This window comes from Jiangella ureilytica (assembly GCF_004348545.1).
Lineage (GTDB): Bacteria > Actinomycetota > Actinomycetes > Jiangellales > Jiangellaceae > Jiangella > Jiangella ureilytica.
On record NZ_SMKL01000031.1, the window covers coordinates 26,688 to 44,319 of the forward strand.

Genomic DNA, 17,632 nt, shown 5'->3' on the forward strand with positions numbered 1-17,632 from the left:
TCGGTTCAATCCTTGACGGCGCCGGCGGTCACGCCGCCCGCCACGTAGCGCTGCGCCACGACGAGCAGCACCGCGGCCGGGACGGAGGCGACCACGGCGGTCGCCATGATCGAGTTCCATTGAGTGGTGTTGTTGCCGATGTAGGCGTAGATGCCCAGGGTGATCGGGATCTGGTCGCCGTTGCGGTTCAGGGTGGAGGCGAAGATGAAGTCCGACCACGCCCACAGGAAGGCGAACAGCGACACCGTCAGCACCGAGTTCCGGCTCACCGGCAGCACGACGGACCGGAACGTCCGCCAGGTGCTCGCGCCGTCGACCTTCGCCGCTTGCACGAGCTCGCGCGGGATGCCGGACATGAACGCCGTGAACAGCAGCACGCCGAAGGGCACCGCGATGGTGGAGTCGGCGATGATCAGTCCCCAGACGGTGTTGAGCCAGCCCAGACGCACGTAGATGGCGTAGAAGCCCATCGCCATCACGACGCTCGGGATCATCTGCGCCACCAGCAGCAGGAAGCTCAGGACGCCGGACCCGCGCGGCCGGAGCTGCGCGAGGGCGAAGCCCGCGGGCGCGGAGATCAGCAGCGTGAGCGCGACGCAGCCGAGGCCGACCAGGATGCTCGTCGTGAGCGCCGGCAGCTGGTCGCCGAACACGTCGGTGTAGCCCTCGAACGTCGGCGCCCAGGGGAACCAGTGCGGCGGGTCGGCCCGCATGTCGCCCGTCCTCGTCAGCGACACGTTGAGCATCCAGTAGACCGGGAAGAGCATGATCGCGGTCAGGACGAGCCCGAGCACGGTCTTCCACCAGGAGCGGCGGTGAGTGTTCATGACCGTTCCTGCCTGTGCTGGAGGTACAGGTAGACGAAGCCGGCGGCCAGCGCGATGACGATGAGCAGGTTGCCCACGGCCGCCGCGGGGGAGAAGTCCGGCTGGCCGGTGCCGAAGGCCTCGCGGTACGACCACACGGCCAGCGTGATCGACGCGTTGCCCGGCCCGCCGGTGGTCATGATCCAGATGACGTCGACCACCTTGAGCGTGTAGATCAGGCCCAGCAGCAGCGTGATCGCCGACACCGGGCGCAGCAGCGGGAACGTCACCCGCCAGAACCGCTGCCACGCGTTGGCGCCGTCCAGTGCCGCCGCCTCGTAGAGGTCGCCGGAGATGTTCTGCAGGCCGGCGTACAGGATCACCAGGTTGAACGGGATGCCCAGCCAGATGTTCGCGACGATCACCGACCACAGCGCGGAGTCCGGCGACGTCAGCCAGTTGATCTGGCCGATGCCGAACGCCTCCAGCACCGAGTTGACGATGCCGTTCTCGCTGTTGAGCATCCAGGACCAGGTCGATGCGGACACGATCAACGGCAGCAGCCACGGCACCAGGAACATCGCACGCAGCACCGCCGACAGCCGGAAGTGGTGGTGGAAGAACACCGCCAGCGCCAGCCCGATCGCATACTGCGCCGCAATGGACACCAGGGTGAACAGGGCGGTGTTGCGCAGCGCCAAGCCGAACGTGCTGGACGTGACGACGTCGGCGTAGTTGGCCAGGCCGAGGAACTCGGCGTTGCCCTGCACGAACGCCCTCGGGGTGTAGTCGTGCAGGCTGAGCTCGACGTTCCGGTAGAGCGGGTAGGCGTAGAAGATCGCCAGATACGCGAGCAGCGGCGCGAGGAAGGCCAGCGCCGCCCAGCGCGTCGAGGACATCCGGCGCCGGGTCGGGGGAGCGCTCGCGGTGGTGGCGGGCGCCGCGGCCCCCGCCACCACCGTGGCGCCGTTCACGGTCGGAGACATGACGTCACTCGGTCGCCGACTCCGCGTTCGCCTGTGCCTCGGCGAGCGCCTCCTCCGGGCTCATCGAGCCGCTCAGCGCGTTCTGGACCGCCGTCCAGAGCGCCTCGGAGATCAGCGGGTAGTCGGTGCCGAGGTCGTCGCTGGTCCGCCCCTTCGCCGTACGGACGGCGTCGACCCACGGCTGCAGGCTCGGGTCCTCCGCCAGCAGGGCCTCCTGGCCCTCCGCCGTCGGCGGGATGTAGTAGGCGAAGGTGTTCGCCGTCTCGACCAGGCCCTCGGGGGTGGACATGCACTCGACGATCTGCGTGGTGACGTCGTAGCGGGCGGTGTCGTCCTGGACCGGCGCGGTGATGAACTCACCGCCGGTCGGAGTGGGCGCGGCGCCGCCGTCGACGCCGGGGACGGAGACGACCCCGGTGGGGAACCCGGCGTCGGCGGCGCTGTTGACCTGCCAGGTGCCGTTCACCGCGAACGCGAACTCACCGGTGAGGAACTCCTCCCAGGTGGTGTTCTGCGAGTTGGTGATCACGGAGTTCGGTGCGTACCCGGCCTCCAGCCAGCCGGTCCACAGCTGCAGCGCCTCGACGGCCTCGGCGGAGTCGAGGTCGCGCAGGTCGGCCCCGGCGCCCCAGAACCACGGCAGGAACTGGAACGATCCTTCCTCGGTGCCGATGGCGGCGAAGGTGATGCCCTTGTGCCCCGCGCCGGTCACCTGCTGCAGCGCCGCGGTGAGCGAGGCCCAGTCCGTGATCGAGGCGGGGTCGACGCCCGCGGCGTCGAGGATCTGCTGGTTGTAGTAGATGGCCAGCGTGTTCGCGCCGATCGGGATCCCGTACGCGTCGCCGTCGACGACGCCGGCCGCCAGCAGGTTCTCGTCGATGGCGGAGGTGTCGAAGCCGAACTCCTCCATCGTGGTGAGCATGCCGGTGTCGGCCAGGGTCGAGACGGCCGGGTTGTCGAGCAGGATGATGTCCGGCGCGGTGCCCTCCTGCGCGGCCAGCAGCGCCTGGTTCGTCAGGGCGGTGGTGTCGTAGGCGGTGCGCTCGATGGTGACGCCGGCCTCGTCGCCGCAGGCCGCGACCCGCTGCGCCCAGTCGGAGGCCTCGTCGTGCTGCGGGTAGGGGTCCCACCAGGTGTAGGTGTCGGTCGAGGCCTCGGCGTTGCCGCCGCCGTCGTCGGACGACGAGCAGGCAGCCATGGCGGTGACGACGAGTATGGCGGACCCGGCCGCGCCCAGGGCGCGCGCCGGTGTGGATGGACGCTTCACTGCGTTTCCTCCTCGAGTGGGATGGGTCAGGTTCGGGGGGCGGCCGTGCTCTTCCGGTCGACGAGCTCCGGGGCGACGAACCGGACGACGTAGGGCTCGGCCCGGCCGGCCTCGGACTCGATGCGGCGGACCAACTGGCGCACGGCCATCCGGCCGAGCCGGTCCGGCGCGCTCTCGATGGACGAGTACGGCAGGGAGAAGACCCGGGCGAACTCGTCGGAGTAGCGGCCGATGACAGACAGGTCGTCCGGCACGGTGAGCCCGCGCTCGTGCAGGACGGTGGGGAGAGCCGCGGCGGCGGCCTCGTTGTTGAGCAGCAGCCCGGTGGCCGAGGGGTACCGGTCGAGCAGCGCGTGCAGCGACCGCCCGACGGCGGGCTGCCGCGACTCACCGAACACCGCGTGCAGGGTGACGCCGCGCAGCCGGGCCTGCTGAAGGGCGGCGTCCTGGAGCCGCCAGACGTAGGCGCCGCCGCGCTGGACGACGTGTTCGGGCTGGGACACGAGGATCAGCTCGTGGTGGCCCAGCCGGTGCATGTGGTCGACCATCATCCGGCCGGCTTCCTCGAAATCGAGATCGAAGACGTCCAGGCCGGAGCAGTCGCCGGGCAGGCCGACGAGCGCGCCCGGCTGCGGCGCGGCGCGCAGCACCGGCAGGCGGTCGTCGTCCTGGGCCACGTTCAGCAGCACGAGTCCGTCGACCATGCGGGAGTCGGTGATGCGGCGCAGCGCCTTGTCGCCGTCGGCCTCGGTGACGAGCAGGACGTCGTAGCCGAGCTCGCGCGCGGTGTCGGAGACACCGAGCATGTACTCCAACATCGCAGGCGCGAACTCGTCCTCGAGGAACTGCGCCAGCAGCCCGATCACCATGGTCTGCGACGTCGCCAGCGCGCGGGCTCCGGCGTTGGGGGTGTAGCCGAGCCGGAGCACGGCGTCGTTGACCCGCTGCCGGACCTCCGCGGAGATCGCTCGCTTGCCGGACAGGGCGTACGAGGCCGTGCTGCGGGAGACCCCGGCCGCCCGGGCGACGTCACCGATCGTGACCACTGTTCCTCCTGAAATCTGCGAACCGGTTCGACGATTGTCGGTCTCCGGCGGCGCGCTCGAGGTGCCGGCGCGCCGCCGGAGCCGGGTCAGTTCGCCGATGTCATCGCAGCCTTGATCCGCTGTACGGTGCGACGGTGATCTTGTCGATCACCGGCGCGAACTGCGCACGCAGGTGGATGCCGGGCCACAGGTCCTCGCTGTAGGTGACGCCGTCGAAGTTCGGCGCCTCCTCCGATGCGAACGTGATGGTGTTGCGTCCCTTCCGCAACTCGAGCGGAACCGTCAGCTCCCAGAAGTTGTTGCCGTGGAAGCTGCCGGGGAAGCGGACGCTCGGCACCTCGGCACCGTTGACCGTGAGGTCCGCTCGACGGGCCATCGGGTTGGGGTTGTAGTGCGACGCCTGCGACTGCTCGGGGTTGGAGTAGCGCACCCGCATCGCGTACGTGCCGGCGGCGGGCGCCGTCACCTCGAACGTCAGCGTGTTGCCGTTGCCCGGCTCGCCGCCGACGCCGGTGACGGCGGCGCCGCCGCTGGCCAGCGAGAGCTCCGCCACTTCCGCGGTTCCGGCCGTGGTGGCGTCCTCGGCCTCGTAGACCTGCTCCGCGAGCGTGCCGGTCGCTTGCACGACCTCGAGCCGGTCGACGAGCGCGGCCCCGGTGACCCCGGAGACGGTGACCTTGTTGATCCCGCCGGAAAGCGAGACCGCCACCCCGGACGTCGCCGGGCCGACCCGCAGCACGTCCCGGCCGTTGACGGCCAGGTCGGCGACGCCGCCGCCCAGCGCGTGCAGCCGCAGCGTGGCCTCGGCGTCATCGGCCGAGTACACCCAGAACGTCGCGGTCTCACCGGGGCGCACCTCGGCTCCGCCGGCGCCGGACGCGCCGCGCCGCTGCAGCCGGGGGTCGTCGTAGACGGCGCGGGCCCCCGTCAGCTCGGCCAGCTCGGCCTCGTAGGCGTCGCTCGTCGCCTCCGGGTTGGCCAGCGACAGGTGGATGCGGTCGACGATCGCGTCGCCCTTGGTGGCGCGGGTGCCGTCGAGGCTCCGCGCGGCCAGCGTGATGGTGTGCGTGCCGGCCGTCAGCTCGACCGTCGTGTCGGTGTGGTCCCAGACGACCCACTTGTAGCCGAGCGGCAGGAACAGCTCCTGCTCGGCTTCGCCGTCGACGCGCAGGAACACGTTCGTCGGGCCCTGCTCCTGCACGGCGGCGAAGGTGTTCAGCGAGTTGGCGAAGACGCTGAGGTCGTAGACGCCGTCCTGTGGGACGTCGACGGTGAAGTCCAGCGTCACGTTCGAGCCGGTGCGCAGGCCACCGACGTCGTACCCGCCGGAGGTGTAGAACTTCGACACGTCCGACGGCGACCCCTCCGGGCCGTTGCGGCTGTAGCCGGATCCGGTGTGCGCGGCGTCCTCGGCCTCGTAGCTCCGCTCCCAGAGGGTCGGCGCGACGGCGGTGGGCGTGCCGTCGCCGGCGGGCGTGAGCACGATCTCGTACGCCGACGACCCCGCCAGCTCCGGCAGGTCGCCGCCGAAGTCGAAGGCGACCGTGCCGTCGTCGCTCACCTCGACGACCCGCTCGTCGACGATCCTCGGCTGAGCGGAATCGCCGATCTGGCCGGTCCACGGGATCTCCCGGATCCAGGCGTGCACGCTGGCGCCGAGGTCGTCCGGCACGTTCTGGAACTCGACGAACGCGTTGCCGTCCGAGCCGCCGAACAGTGCCCTGGCCTGCGACTTCTCCTTGTCGAGGGTGGCCACTCCTTGCAGGGTGTAATTCTGCCCCGGGAATGGAGGCCGCACCTCGACCGTGTTGCCGGTCATGCCGGCGTACGCGTTGAACAACCACCACTGGCCGTTGGCCCGGTTGGCCTGGACCGCGGAGTCGGACAGGTTCCCGTTGATGTTCCAGAACGCGATCATCCCGTTGACCTTGGAGTCCTCGAGAGCCGAGATCCACTGGATCATCTGCCCCGGAACCGACGTGTGGTAGTTGAACGCGTACTCGTTGATGTTGATCGGCAGCTTCGTGCCCTCGTACGGCGTGCCGGCGAAGACCTCTGCCTCCCACTGGCGATAACGGGCCACGCTGGTGCGGATCTGCTCGGGGTGGCTGAGCTCGTGCCAGGTGATGATGTCCGGCACCGTGCCGGCCTCGACGGCGTGCTCGAGGAAGCCGCGCACCTCGGCGTACAGCACGCTGGTGTTCGGGCCGGAGATGCGCATGTCCGGGCCCAGCTTCTCCCTGATCATCGCGTACGCGTGGTCCCATGCGGCGAAGTAGGCGGTCGGGTCGGTGCGCCAGCTCACCCGGTTGTAGCTCCACTGGCCGGTGCCGAACATGTTGCCCTCGGGCTCGTTGAACGGCTCGATGACCAGGTTGTCCCGGTACTCCGGGTCGAGCTGCGCGATCTGGTCGAGCTGCCGTTCCATGACTTGCCAGTAGCCGTCGAGCTTCTGCTGGGGGGTGCTGCCCGGCCACTGGTACGGGAAGCCGCGGTAGTAGTCCGTGGTGCGCACGTAGACGTCACCGTCGGTGCTGTCCGCCAGCGGTTTCACCACCTCGAGGGCGTCGGAGCCCGGGTGCTGGGCGCCGTCCTGGCCCTTCGTCGCGACCGTGCTCAGGTTCATGCCCTCGATGAGGTTGTTGCTCGGGATGCCCTCGCCGTAGAGCCCGTAGAGACTGCCCGACGCGCCACCGTGGAACGGGCCGGTGTCCTCGGCGAGGTCGATGACCAGTTCGCCTTCGCGGACGACGGTGACGGTGGCGGTGACCGTCCACGTGCCGGCGGTGCCACTGACGGTGAAGGCGCCGCGCTGGGCGTAGTCGTCGGGGTCGACGTCATCCCAGGTCACCGGCAAGGCACGGGTGTAGCCGTCGGTGAACGTGGCCGGGACGGTCTGCGGCAGGTTCGGCGCGGTGCCGATCGTCGTGCGCAGGTCGAACGATTCCTGCGCGATACCGGTCGGGGTGGGCAGGGTGCCGCCGAAGTCCTCGGCGACCTGCTCGGGCGTCAGCGCCGCCCGGTAGATGCGGAAGTCGTCGACGGCGCCGTCGAAGAGCGGATCCTGGTAGAACGAGCGGCCGATGAAGCCGGCCGCGGTCGCGCTCGACGTCAGGAGGTCACCGGCGCCGATGGTCGTGCGCGCCGAGCCGACCGCGACACCGTCGAGGTACGTGGTCACCCGGTCCGCGGCCGTGTCGAGCGTGACGGTCAGCGTCTTCCAGGTGGTGGCCGGCAGCGCGGCCGAGCCGGTGACCTGCGCCTCCGCGCCGCCACCGCCGGTGGTCACCGCGGTGCGCAGGCGGCCGTCGCCGTTGTACGGCGTACTGAACAGGTATCGGGTGGTGTTCGTCCCGAGGGCGTAGATCCACTGCCATGGCGCGGTGGCGCCGTCCCAGCGGATCCGCGTCGACACGGTGAGATCGGTGGCCCCCGCCAGGATCTCGCGGGGGAGGCGGATGTAGGCGCCGGTCGAGGTCGGCGCGCCGCCGGGGAGGTCGATCGCCGCGCTGCCGTCGGCGCCCTCGGCCAACGTGGCGCTGGCGCCGTTGACGAGGACCGCGTCGAGACCGCTGCCGCTGGAGTCAGAGACGACTCCGCTGGTCAGATCGTCGGCGTCGAACTGGTAGTGGGCCTGTGGAGCCGGCAGCTCCACGGTCGCGGTGCCCGCGCCGGGGGCCGAGGGATCGGCTGCGGCTGATGGCGAGGCGCCGGCGGTTGTCGCGAGGCCGGCGCCGACCGTGGCGATCACGGCCGCCAGCGCGGCCGCGCGGGTTCGTGTAGCTCTCGTAAGCACCATCGTTGCTGCTCCTGATTCGTCGGGTGCGTGGCGGTGCCGATGGGTCCTGCGATGCGTGGTGCGTTGTCCTCCTCGCTGTCGACTCAGCCGCCACAGTGTCGAACCGGTTCGACACTGTAGCGCCCGGACGACTGACGCGCGAGATGTGTGGGATTGGCCGGGCCCCGGCCTACGGCGACTTATTGTGAGCGTTCACAGGATGAGCGTCAAGAGTGTGGCCTCAGCCGAGGCGTGATCAGCTGCGGGCGCCGCGTCTAACCTGGCTGGCGACCCAGCTCCGCCTCTGCGCCTTTGACAGCCTGTTGCAGAGGCGCGACGAACTCCATGAGCCTTCTCTTGCTGACCCGCACGCCGGGCGCCGACACGCTCAGCGAGCCGGCCACCCGGCCATCGGCGTGCATGAGCGGGGCCGCGACGCATCGGATACCCAGCTCGTGCTCCTGCTCGTCGACCGCGAAACCTCGGTATCTCGTCAGCTCCAGGTCGGCTCGAAGGGCATCAGGCGTGGTGAGCGTGTGCTGCGTGTACTCCGTCAGGTCTGCCGCGTCGATCAGTGCGTCTCGTTCGGCAGTCGACAAGTGAGCCAGGATCGCCTTCGATACGCCGGTGCAGTGCAACGGCGCGATCAGGCCGATCCGGGAGTACATCCGCACGGGGTGCTGGCTCTCGATCTTCTCGATGAAGACGACATGGCTGTTCTCCAGGATCGCCAAGTGGACGGTCTCTCCAGTGGCCTGGTTCAGGTCGCGCATGAACGGCAATGCGACGTCGCGGATGTCGATCGACTCCAGCGCTCGCTGTCCGAGCTCCATGACTGCGGCGCCCAGACGGTAGGTCCCGTTGGGGCGACGGTCCAGCAAGCGCCAGCTGTGCAGCGCGTGGAGGATCCGCAAGGCGGTGGTCGAATGGACCCCCAATTGGTCGGCGACCTCGCCGACGCTCCGCGGCCGGTCAGCGACGAACATCAGCGTCTCCACGGCGCGATGAACCGACTGCGTCATCGACGTTCGTCCTGTGCGCGAGAGCTCACCTTGGCGCGGGCCGTGACTCTACCCATCGGACACGATTCCTTCCAGCATGGCGCAGATCATGCAGCGGTACGAGCAGCTGTCGGCGATGACTGGTGCAACTCTACGCCGCTGCGCGTACCGCAGTTGTCCTGCGAATTGCGCAGGAACCGTGGCCCACGACCTCGACCGCGTCCGGCCCGCCGGCCGCCCTCTGGTGGCGTTCGCGGGCGATGGGAGGGGCTCCCGATTCGCGTCGAGCCCCTCCCATCTCGATCATCCGGCCGACCCGGCGATCCAGGCGGTTACCCGGCCACCAGGAACTGGGCGGTTGCCCCCGCGAGCCCGGGCGCGGTCACACTCACCGTGACCTCGCCGGGCTCGTCCTGTGCCCTGAGGATCGCCAGCAGCCTGCCCTGGAAGGCGTTCCGCTCGGCCAGCCGGTAGTCCTGCCGGTCGGACATGTTGCCGTTGTCCGATCCCAGATAGGTCACCGGCCCGCTCACCGACCAGGTGACCCGGTTGCTGGCGGTGGGAACCACGAGTCCATTGGCGTCCACGATCTCGGCGACGACATGCGCCACATCGCGCCGGTCGGCGGCGATCTCGTCTCGATCCACCGTGAGCCTGACGGCTGCAGGCGTTGAGGTCGTCGTGAGCTCGGTCGTCGCCGCGATGTTGTTGAGCTTGCGTCCCACGGCCCGGAGCGTGCCCGGCTCGTACGGGACGTCCCAGACGAGACTGAGATCCGAGGTCGTGCGAGGCGTGTTCCGCTCGGGCGGGTAGTTGCCGTACGACTCGATCATGCCGATCGCCGGGTGCCAGTAGCCCTTGACTCCGAGCGACCGGCCGTTGAGGAACAGCTCCACCGAGTCGCAGTTGGTGAAGCACCGGACGGAGACGAGCCGTCCCGCCGGGACGTTCTGGTTCCAGTGCGGGAAGAGGTAGACCATCGGCTCCTCGGTCCACTGGCTCTGGTAGAAGTGATAGCCGTTCTTCTTGAACCCGCACAGGTTCAGCACGCCTCCGCCGAATCCCCGGCTGTTGGGCGAGGACGCCTCGCCCAGATAGTCGACACCGGTCCACATGAAGTCCCCGGACGCGTAGTCACGCGTCGAGATGAACTTGTACTGGTTCTCGACGTCGAGACTGTGGTTCGTGGTCATGCTCGAGCTCTCGCTCCCGACCATGGGCTTGTGGCCCCACTTCTCGCGGTCGACCTCCATGTACAGGTGGGCCCGGTTGCGCCATCGGTTGCAGTAGTTGTAGCCCACGATGTCCATCTCGGCGATGAACTCGTCGGTGGTGGCGGCTCCGGGTCGCTCGTGTCCCATCCGGTCGCACCCGACCGTCACCAACCTCGTGGGGTCCTCGCGGTGGAAGACCTCGTTGAGCCGCCGCAGTGTGACGTGCCCGTTCGGGTCTCCCTCGGGAGACTGGTCGGCGACCTCGTTGCCCGCGCTCCACATCACCACCGACGGGTGGTTGCGGTCGCGGTGCACGACGTTGACCACGTCGCGCTCGAACCACTCCTCGAAGTAGGCGCTGTAGCCGTTGGGCGTCACCTGCGGCTTGGGCGCCTTCCACTCGTCGAACACCTCGTTCATCACGAGGAAGCCCATCCGATCGAAGAGATCGAGGACCTCGGTGGCGAACGGTGTGTGGCCGGTCCGGATCGCGTTGCAACCCATCTCCTTGAGCAGCCCCAAGCGGCGGACCCAGACGCCCTCGGGCACCGCGGCACCTACCAGACCGCCGTCGTGGTGGAGGTTGACCCCGTTCATCTTGACCTGCTGGCCGTTGATCAGCAGGCCCCGGTCCGCGTCGAGCACGGCGGTGCGGATGCCGATCGGGGTGAGGTAGACGTCTGCGACGCCGAGCGCCTCGCCATCAGGGCCCGGCCGGGTCCGGACCGTGCTCTTGATCGTGTGCATCACCGGATCGTCCACCGTCCACAACGCGGGGTCGTCGACGTCGATCTGCTGGCGGAACGTGTGCTCCTTTCCGTGCGGGATGGTCTTGGACGACTCGACCGTCTCGACCGTGCGTCCCTCCGCGTCCACCAGGTCGGTCTGCAGGAAGACCTGGAGCGGGCGCGTGCCCTCGTTCTGCACTCTGGTCCTGATCTGCAGGGTGGCCGCTTCTGCGGCGGCCTCCTCGACGATCACCTGGGTGCCCCACTGGCCGACATGGACGTCGTGCATCGCGGTGAGCCAGGTGTGCCGGTAGATCCCGGAGCCGGAGTACCACCGGCTGTTCGGCTGGCGGGAATTGTCCACTCGCACGGCGATGACATTGTCGCCGTCGATGAGATGCGGGGTCAGGTCGTAAGCGAACGGGACGTAGCCGTAGGGGCGATGACCCAGTTCGTGTCCGTTGATCCAGACGGTGCTTCTCTGGTAGACGCCGTCGAAGTCGATCACGAACCGGCGGCCGGCCCTCCCGCTCGGCACGGTGAAACGCTTGCGGTACCAGCCGATGCCGGTCGGTACCCATCCGCCCGGCCCTCCTGACGGCTCGCCGGCGCTCAACGGCCCTTCGATGCTCCAGTCGTGCGGCAGGTCGACGTCCTGCCAGCCGGCATCGTCGAAGGCGGGGTCCTGGGCGCCGTCCTGGTCGCCGCGGACGAACCTCCAGCCGAAATCAAAGGTGGCACGGTGGCGACCTTCCTGCGTCGCATCGTCGGCCGCGTGTGCGACCGAGGAGCCTGTGATCTCGGGAATGACACCGGCCGCAAGAAGGCCCATGCCGAGTCCCGCCCCTCCTCTGAGCAGCTGGCGCCGCGTCGCGCCTCCGGTGGCCACTGTCTGATCGGTCATGGATCTACTTCCTTCCCTTTGAGCCGGTCTGGCTGACGTGCGTGAGGCGGCGCGCGTGGGCGACGCCGCGCGGCGGTAGCGGCAGGAGGAGCCGAGGTGCGGCGGAGATCGTCAGCCGGCCGGGCACGGCTCGGCGGCCGGCGTCACCTCGGCTCGACCTCGGCACCAACTGCGCACTTCGCAGGAACGCTGTGCTGGTCGAAGGAGCTATCGGCGTCGTCCCCGGACTAGAGCCCGGCGCACTGCCCGCTCTTCGGCCCCATCGTGTTGTTGGTCGAACCGTTGTTGACCGGCGCGGGGTCGTTGCCCGAACAGGCCAGTGGACCTGTGATCCGGTTGCCCGCGATCACGTTCCACCCCGATACGCCGGTGACCGAGACCGGCCCGATCACCGTGTTCGGTTCACAGTCGACGGCGGGATTGCCCAGGGTCACCGACGATGCTCCCTGGACGGTCAGCGGCCCGGTCACTCGGGTGCCGCAGACGACGACCACCCCGTCGCCCTGCGAGGTCACCGGGCCGGTGATCTGGCCCTTGTCGATGACGACCGACGCTCCCGGCCGGACGGTGACCGGCCCGGCGATCGTCGCCCGCTCGATGCAGGTGGTACCTGAGGTGATGGTCAGCGCACCGAGGTGTCGCCCGGACACCGTGTCGTCGCACGCCGGGGTCACGTAGTCGTCGATGACCTCGACGAGCGCGGTGACCTCGCCGAACTCGGTCGAGCCGGTGACCGCGACCTGCCCGGCTGTGTCGGTGGCGTCGGCCGGCACGTCGTCCCAGTCGACTGGGATCGAGGCCGTCGAGCCGTCAGCGGTGGTGAGCACCTGCACCGTCTCGGGCAGCGCCGGCTCGCCGCCGGCCAGCACGGTTCGGTAGATGCGGTCCTCCACGACGTGGGTGGCGCGGCTCTTGTTGTAGATGTCGATCGAGCTGTGCGGCTCGTAGGTGTTCGCCATGCCCGGCACCGATCGGAACATCGACTGCCAGCTCGCCGGCTCCCAGGTCAGGACCCCCCGGCCCTGGTTGTTGATGACGTCGTTGTTGGCCTGGAACACACGCTGGATGGCGTCGGCCTGACCCTGGAGCGTCCGCGGGTAGATCGCGTTCGGCATCGGCGCGCCGCCGGCGCCCGAGGCCGGGTAGGACGTCTCGGCGACCACGAGACCGACCTCGGGGTATGCCGAGGCGATCGTGTGCAGGTTGTTCACGAGCTGTGCCATCGTCCCGTGGTGCTCGGGGTAGTAGGACTGGCCGATGATGTCCGGGAAGACACCGTGCAACTCCCTGAGGCGCGGGAGCGTCTGGCTCCACATCTCCATCGCCTTCTCGATGCCGCTGATCTCCTGGTTGCCCACCCCCGGGCCGAGCACCGGGCCGATGCCACCGCCGGTCAGCGAGTGGATCTCGACCAACGTCGACGGAGAGGCGTCCCGGACGGCACGAATACCGGCGGCCTGCAGCTCGGCGAAGCGGTCGAAGGCCTCCGAGTAGAGCTGCTGCTCGACCGGGTCGTCGGAGTTCATGTACGGCCACAGCAGACCACCGCCGGGCTGGGACTGGTAGATCCCGGCCAGGTTGCGGAAGTAGGCCGGGTTCGCCGTCCCGATCACCGGGCCGGTGGTCATGCCGGTGGCCTCGCTGCCCCACATGAAGCCGTTGTTGACCTCGTTGCCGATCGCCACCTTGTCCGGCGTCGTGCCCTGGTCGACGAGCTGGCGGATGTAGTCGTAGGTGTAGTCGTAGACCGCGTCCACCAGTTGGTCGAACGGGAGCTCGGCCCATGCCCGCGGCTTGGCCTGCTTGCCCGGGTCGGCCCACGAGTCCGAGTAGTGGAAGTCGATGGCCAGTTCGAGCCCGCGCTCCTTGATCCATTTCGCCGACTGGAGCGAGCGCTCCGGACCCTGGCGCGGGGGGTTGACCGGGTTGCCGGACGATTCGCTGCGGGGCTCGTTGAAGATCCGCAGGCGTACGAGCTCCATGCCCCGGTCCTGGACGACGTCCAGCAGGAACGGTCCGGCGCCGCGATCCTCCTTCAGCGGATGCACCCAGTACTGGCGGTTCTGGAAGTCGTCGATGTACGACAGATCGGCACCCAGCACGACGTCGTCGCGGAGGTAGTTGTAGGCGCTGATCTCGCTCACGCCGACGGTTGCCCCCGGCGACGACCCCGTGATCGTCACGCGGATGTAGCGAGTGCCCGGAAGGGTGAACAGCTCGACCGCACCTCGGCCGGGGGTGGCGTTGTCCGACCGGTCGGCGATCACCGACCAGGCGTCGCCCTCGCCCGAGGCCTCGACCACGTACTGATATACCGCGCCGGAGTCCGGAAACACGACTTCGACTTTCCGGATGTTGTCGTAGATTCCACCGAGATCGAGCGTGAGCCATTGCTCGCTGGGGTCGGCGGCGAGCCACGCAGTCTCCGTGTCCTGGTCGATCGCCAGTCTGCTTGAATCGGCACCGCTGCCGGCCTCGACAGACGCCCATGGTCTTTCCGCGATGTCGCTCTCGATCGGCTTGATCTCGACGTCACCGAAGAGTGCGGCTGCCGGCGTAGTAGCACCGAGCAATGTAGCGCCGCTTCCTACGGCGAGTGCGGCGGCCGCACTCACAATAGTGCGGATCGGGCGATTCCTTGCCATTGGCCTCTCCAATTCGAGTCGTCATTGATCTGATGGAGATGGGTGATTGACCGTCGCGTCCCGCGGCGGCCTGAATGCACATGGGCGGGCTCTCCTCAACCCCTTTCGCGGTCACCCCTCGGAGGCTCTCGGCGAGGCGTACTGCACATGGTGCAGTCGCTCTGCGTTATGTGCAGGGAGTCTGGCTCACGGGGAAATCGCATGTCAAGGGGCGGCTCGTGGCCCATGAGGCGTCCATCAAGCCAGATTCTGGGCCCGGATGAGCTTGACGCGCAGCAAGCTAGCCTCCAGACTGGGACCGGTCACAGTCCTGAGACGCTACCGCAGCTGCGGCTCACGGTGTGCTCGGAAGATCCGCGAGGGGAATGGCAACCAAAGGAGGTTGTGGGGCGGTGCCAGATGCGGCGCAATTCCACCACGGCCTCGTGGGCTGCCACCGTCGCGGCGACGGTCGTCCGGATTGCTCTCGCACCTTTGGATTCACGGCACGAGCCATTCGGCGAATTGATCTTCCGGCCTCCCGGCATCTCGGCGCGCGACATCTGCGTCGTCGCCGACGAGCAGGCGTGAATGCGCTACTGCGACTCGTCGAACGTCGGAAATGCCAATGGGATCGCGAACACCAGAACCGGGTCGCCTCGAAGTCCGCTCTTGAACCGGATAGTGTTCCAGCGGTACTCGCGGGTGCCGACACTCATCGTCGGGCCACCATCGTCGCGGTCGGGGAATGGCCCGACGTTCCTGCGGGCCTCCAGACGATCGATGGCGCGCAGCGACATGACTCGACGGCAGTGGGTCGATGTCTCCGCACGACGGTGACGCCGATCGGTGCGTCGCCAGAAGACCTACCAATCACAGGAAGGTGCTCCGATGAATGACCGATCGTCGGCGGGCCGCTTCACCGTTCGCCGGGGTCACGCGCGGCGCGCTGTGGCCCTTGCAGGCGCCGTCGTGCTTCTCGCCGCGTGTGGCGGCGGAGATGGCACGGCGGAGGACGCTGGTGAGGACGGCCCGATCGTGCTCGACTTTCCGACGTGGCAGGCGAACGAGCCCGGTCACGGCGAGGCACTGCGTGCCATCGTGGAAGAGTTCGAGAGCCGCCATGAAGGCGTCACCGTGAACATGTACCCGGTCAGCAACGAGGACTTCCAGAACCAGATCGTCACCCAACTCTCAGCGGGCGACCCGCCGGACATCATCGCTTCGGGCAACCACTTCTATGCCTTCGCCGGCACGGGTCAGCTCGAGCCGTTGAACGACCGGCTGGAGGAGAGCGGCCTCCTGGACGAGTGGGAGGACTTCCAGCAGGAGCGCGTGGTCGACGGAGATCATCTGGCTCTGACGATGCATGCCCTCACCCGCCTGCTCTACTACAACGAGGAATACCTCGCCGCGGCGGGCCTGGATGCGCCCCCGACCTCCCCGACCGAGCTGGCCGACGCCGTCGAGGCGCTGGCAGGGAGCGTGGGGGAGGGCGTTTCGCCCTGGGGGGCGACGACCACGACGCACTCCAACCTCTTCGGCGAGTCCACGGCCTTCATCGTCGGCATGGGAGGTCAGTGGATCACCGATGGAGAGTGGAGTGTCACGGCCCCGGAGACCGTCGAGGCGGTCGATCTCTACCGCCGGTTGGCACAGCAGGCTCCCCCCGGTCTCGACGGTGGAGGCTACCGGCAGCTGCTCGGCGATGGCCGGATCGCCATGTCGCAGGACGGCAACTGGGTCATCTCCACGCTCGACGAGGTGTCGCCGGCCGACGTACGGCCGAAGCTCAAGGCGGCGCCGCCGCCGTTCGAGAACACGGTCGCTCTGGTCGGGACATCGCTGTCGATTCCGGAGGGAATCAGCGAGGAGCGCAAGGACCTCGTCTGGGAGTTCATCCAGGTCGCTGCCGAACCGGAGTTCCAGGGCATGTGGGCCGGCTCCATCGACGCGGCGCCGGGGCGTACGGGTTCGATCACATCCGAACAGGTGCAGGAGCGGCCCGAACTCGAAGTGGTCGCGCAGACCATCGCGAGCGCTCAGCCGGAGTTCCCCGACAGCGCCAACTTCCGCGCCAACTTCGGCGAGATCGAACAGCACATCATCGACGCGATGATGCGGTTGCTGACGACCGACGACGAGACCGCGGCCGTTCTGGCCGATCTGGAGTCCCAGCTGTCATCCGTCACCGAACCGTGAGAACCGGGGCCTGGTGGTCGGGGCGAGTACCGCCTCGACCACCAGGCCGTTCGGCCGGCCAGAGGAGGAAATGTCCATGCCGGTAGTCACCGATGACCGCCGAAAGGCCGGCACTCCCACCGGGAGACCGGGGCGGTCGCCGTGGCGCCCGTCGCTCTCGACGCGCAACAACCTGCTGTCGTACATGCTGCTCGCGCCTTCGCTCGCGATGACCCTGGTGTTCATCGCGTTCCCGATCTACATGATCGTGAATCTGAGCCTGCGCGACGGCAAGACGATGATCATGAGCGAGGTCGGCGATCTCCCCCTGACCCTGGGCAACTACGACAGTGTGCTCGCCGACCCCGACACGTGGCACTCGCTGCGCATCTCGGCCATGTACACGGCAGCCACCGTGACCGCGGCCATTCTGGTGGGGCTCGTGACGGCACTGCTGATCCGCCGGCGGCTGCCGGGGCGCAGGTGGCTTCGGACCCTGATCCTGATTCCCTGGCCGATCCCCGGGGCGATCGCGACCGTCGCCTTCGTCTGGATGCTCGACGGCACCTACGGCGTCATCAACTACATCTTGCGCATGGTCGGCATCATCGACCAGAACGTCGCCTGGTTCTTCGATCCGCAGACGGCGTTGATCGGCGTACTGATGCCGACGGTGTGGAGCGCATACCCGTTGTGCACGCTGATGCTTCTGGCGTCTCTGCAGTCCGTGCCCGACGAGCTGTACGAAGCGGCGAAGGTGGACGGCGCGGGTGCGATCCTGCAGTTCCGCCACGTGACCTGGCCGGCGGTGCAGAACACGGCCGTGCTCGCCATGATCGTGACCGGTCTGTGGACCTTCACCACCTTCGACTTCGTGTACGCCATCACGCGCGGCGGTCCCGACGGCGCGACCCAGACCTTGGCGGTGGCCATCTACAACCAGGCGTTCCGGTTCTTCGACCTGCCCCACGCGTCCGCCCTCGGGGTGGTGACGATGGTGCTGGCAGGGCTCGTGCTGCTGGCCTTGTTCCCCGTCGTCCGCCGACGCTTCTTCTGACGATGTGCCGCCGCGTGCGGCTTCCGAGGTGATGAGTAGC

The 17,632-nt window shown here is 68.5% G+C and carries 12 protein-coding genes; 3 read left to right on the top strand and 9 right to left on the bottom strand.

Going from position 1 to position 17,632, the window contains the following annotated elements:
* Positions 1–5 precede the first annotated feature (5 nt).
* The 8 genes from E1212_RS15180 to E1212_RS15215 all read right to left on the bottom strand — a co-directional run bounded on the left by E1212_RS15180 (position 6) and on the right by E1212_RS15215 (position 14,375).
* Positions 6–827: a carbohydrate ABC transporter permease gene (locus E1212_RS15180; protein ID WP_131983878.1), complete on the bottom strand. Its 822-nt coding sequence runs from the start codon at positions 825–827 to the stop codon at positions 6–8.
* Complete coding sequence (locus E1212_RS15185) at positions 824–1,792, bottom strand: carbohydrate ABC transporter permease (protein ID WP_131983880.1); 969 nt, start codon at positions 1,790–1,792, stop codon at positions 824–826. The genes E1212_RS15180 and E1212_RS15185 overlap by 4 nt, the downstream gene beginning before the upstream one ends.
* Before the next feature lie 4 nt (positions 1,793–1,796).
* The gene (locus E1212_RS15190) at positions 1,797–2,990 is read right to left on the bottom strand and encodes a sugar ABC transporter substrate-binding protein (RefSeq protein WP_131983947.1); all 1,194 of its coding nucleotides are present in this window, start codon (positions 2,988–2,990) and stop codon (positions 1,797–1,799) included.
* A 95-nt stretch (positions 2,991–3,085) separates the two neighbouring features.
* Positions 3,086–4,105 carry a LacI family DNA-binding transcriptional regulator gene (locus tag E1212_RS15195; protein ID WP_131983882.1) on the bottom strand — a complete coding sequence of 340 codons (1,020 nt, stop codon included), beginning with the start codon at positions 4,103–4,105 and terminating at the stop codon, positions 3,086–3,088.
* Positions 4,106–4,205: 100 nt separating this feature from the next.
* Positions 4,206–7,904, bottom strand: coding sequence for a LamG-like jellyroll fold domain-containing protein (locus tag E1212_RS15200; protein ID WP_131983884.1), 3,699 nt, complete (start codon positions 7,902–7,904; stop codon positions 4,206–4,208).
* 254 nt (positions 7,905–8,158) lie between these two features.
* Entirely contained in the window at positions 8,159–8,905 is a 747-nt protein-coding gene (locus E1212_RS15205; protein WP_131983886.1) for an IclR family transcriptional regulator, read from the bottom strand.
* Positions 8,906–9,216: 311 nt separating this feature from the next.
* Positions 9,217–11,730, bottom strand: coding sequence for a glycoside hydrolase family 2 TIM barrel-domain containing protein (locus E1212_RS15210; protein WP_131983888.1), 2,514 nt, complete (start codon positions 11,728–11,730; stop codon positions 9,217–9,219).
* A 227-nt stretch (positions 11,731–11,957) separates the two neighbouring features.
* Positions 11,958–14,375: a glycosyl hydrolase 53 family protein gene (locus E1212_RS15215; protein WP_131983890.1), complete on the bottom strand. Its 2,418-nt coding sequence runs from the start codon at positions 14,373–14,375 to the stop codon at positions 11,958–11,960.
* Positions 14,376–14,774: 399 nt separating this feature from the next.
* Here E1212_RS15215 and E1212_RS29465 point away from each other — a divergent pair, with 399 nt between their 5' ends.
* The gene (locus E1212_RS29465; RefSeq protein WP_162605483.1) at positions 14,775–14,945 is read left to right on the top strand and encodes a hypothetical protein; all 171 of its coding nucleotides are present in this window, start codon (positions 14,775–14,777) and stop codon (positions 14,943–14,945) included.
* A 5-nt stretch (positions 14,946–14,950) separates the two neighbouring features.
* Here E1212_RS29465 and E1212_RS15220 read toward each other — a convergent pair whose 3' ends face one another.
* The gene (locus E1212_RS15220; RefSeq protein WP_131983892.1) at positions 14,951–15,154 is read right to left on the bottom strand and encodes a hypothetical protein; all 204 of its coding nucleotides are present in this window, start codon (positions 15,152–15,154) and stop codon (positions 14,951–14,953) included.
* Between the two features lie 91 nt (positions 15,155–15,245).
* Here E1212_RS15220 and E1212_RS15225 point away from each other — a divergent pair, with 91 nt between their 5' ends.
* A complete protein-coding gene (locus E1212_RS15225; RefSeq protein ID WP_131983894.1) occupies positions 15,246–16,556 on the top strand; it encodes an ABC transporter substrate-binding protein in 1,311 nt (436 codons plus the stop codon).
* Between the two features lie 76 nt (positions 16,557–16,632).
* Positions 16,633–17,592 carry a carbohydrate ABC transporter permease gene (locus E1212_RS15230; protein WP_162605484.1) on the top strand — a complete coding sequence of 320 codons (960 nt, stop codon included), beginning with the start codon at positions 16,633–16,635 and terminating at the stop codon, positions 17,590–17,592.
* Positions 17,593–17,632: the final 40 nt, after the last annotated feature.

Bases quoted from the DNA above. Each gene is read 5' to 3' on its own strand.
- E1212_RS15180 (WP_131983878.1), bottom strand. From the start codon at position 827: ATGAACACTCACCGCCGCTCCTGGTGGAAGACCGTGCTCGGGCTCGTC.
- E1212_RS15185 (WP_131983880.1), bottom strand. From the start codon at position 1,792: ATGTCTCCGACCGTGAACGGCGCCACGGTGGTGGCGGGGGCCGCGGCG.
- E1212_RS15190 (WP_131983947.1), bottom strand. From the start codon at position 2,990: ATGGCTGCCTGCTCGTCGTCCGACGACGGCGGCGGCAACGCCGAGGCC.
- E1212_RS15200 (WP_131983884.1), bottom strand. From the start codon at position 7,904: ATGGTGCTTACGAGAGCTACACGAACCCGCGCGGCCGCGCTGGCGGCC.
- E1212_RS15205 (WP_131983886.1), bottom strand. From the start codon at position 8,905: ATGACGCAGTCGGTTCATCGCGCCGTGGAGACGCTGATGTTCGTCGCT.
- E1212_RS15210 (WP_131983888.1), bottom strand. From the start codon at position 11,730: ATGACCGATCAGACAGTGGCCACCGGAGGCGCGACGCGGCGCCAGCTG.
- E1212_RS15215 (WP_131983890.1), bottom strand. From the start codon at position 14,375: ATGGCAAGGAATCGCCCGATCCGCACTATTGTGAGTGCGGCCGCCGCA.
- E1212_RS29465 (WP_162605483.1), top strand. From the start codon at position 14,775: ATGCGGCGCAATTCCACCACGGCCTCGTGGGCTGCCACCGTCGCGGCG.
- E1212_RS15220 (WP_131983892.1), bottom strand. From the start codon at position 15,154: ATGTCGCTGCGCGCCATCGATCGTCTGGAGGCCCGCAGGAACGTCGGG.
- E1212_RS15225 (WP_131983894.1), top strand. From the start codon at position 15,246: ATGAATGACCGATCGTCGGCGGGCCGCTTCACCGTTCGCCGGGGTCAC.
- E1212_RS15230 (WP_162605484.1), top strand. From the start codon at position 16,633: ATGCCGGTAGTCACCGATGACCGCCGAAAGGCCGGCACTCCCACCGGG.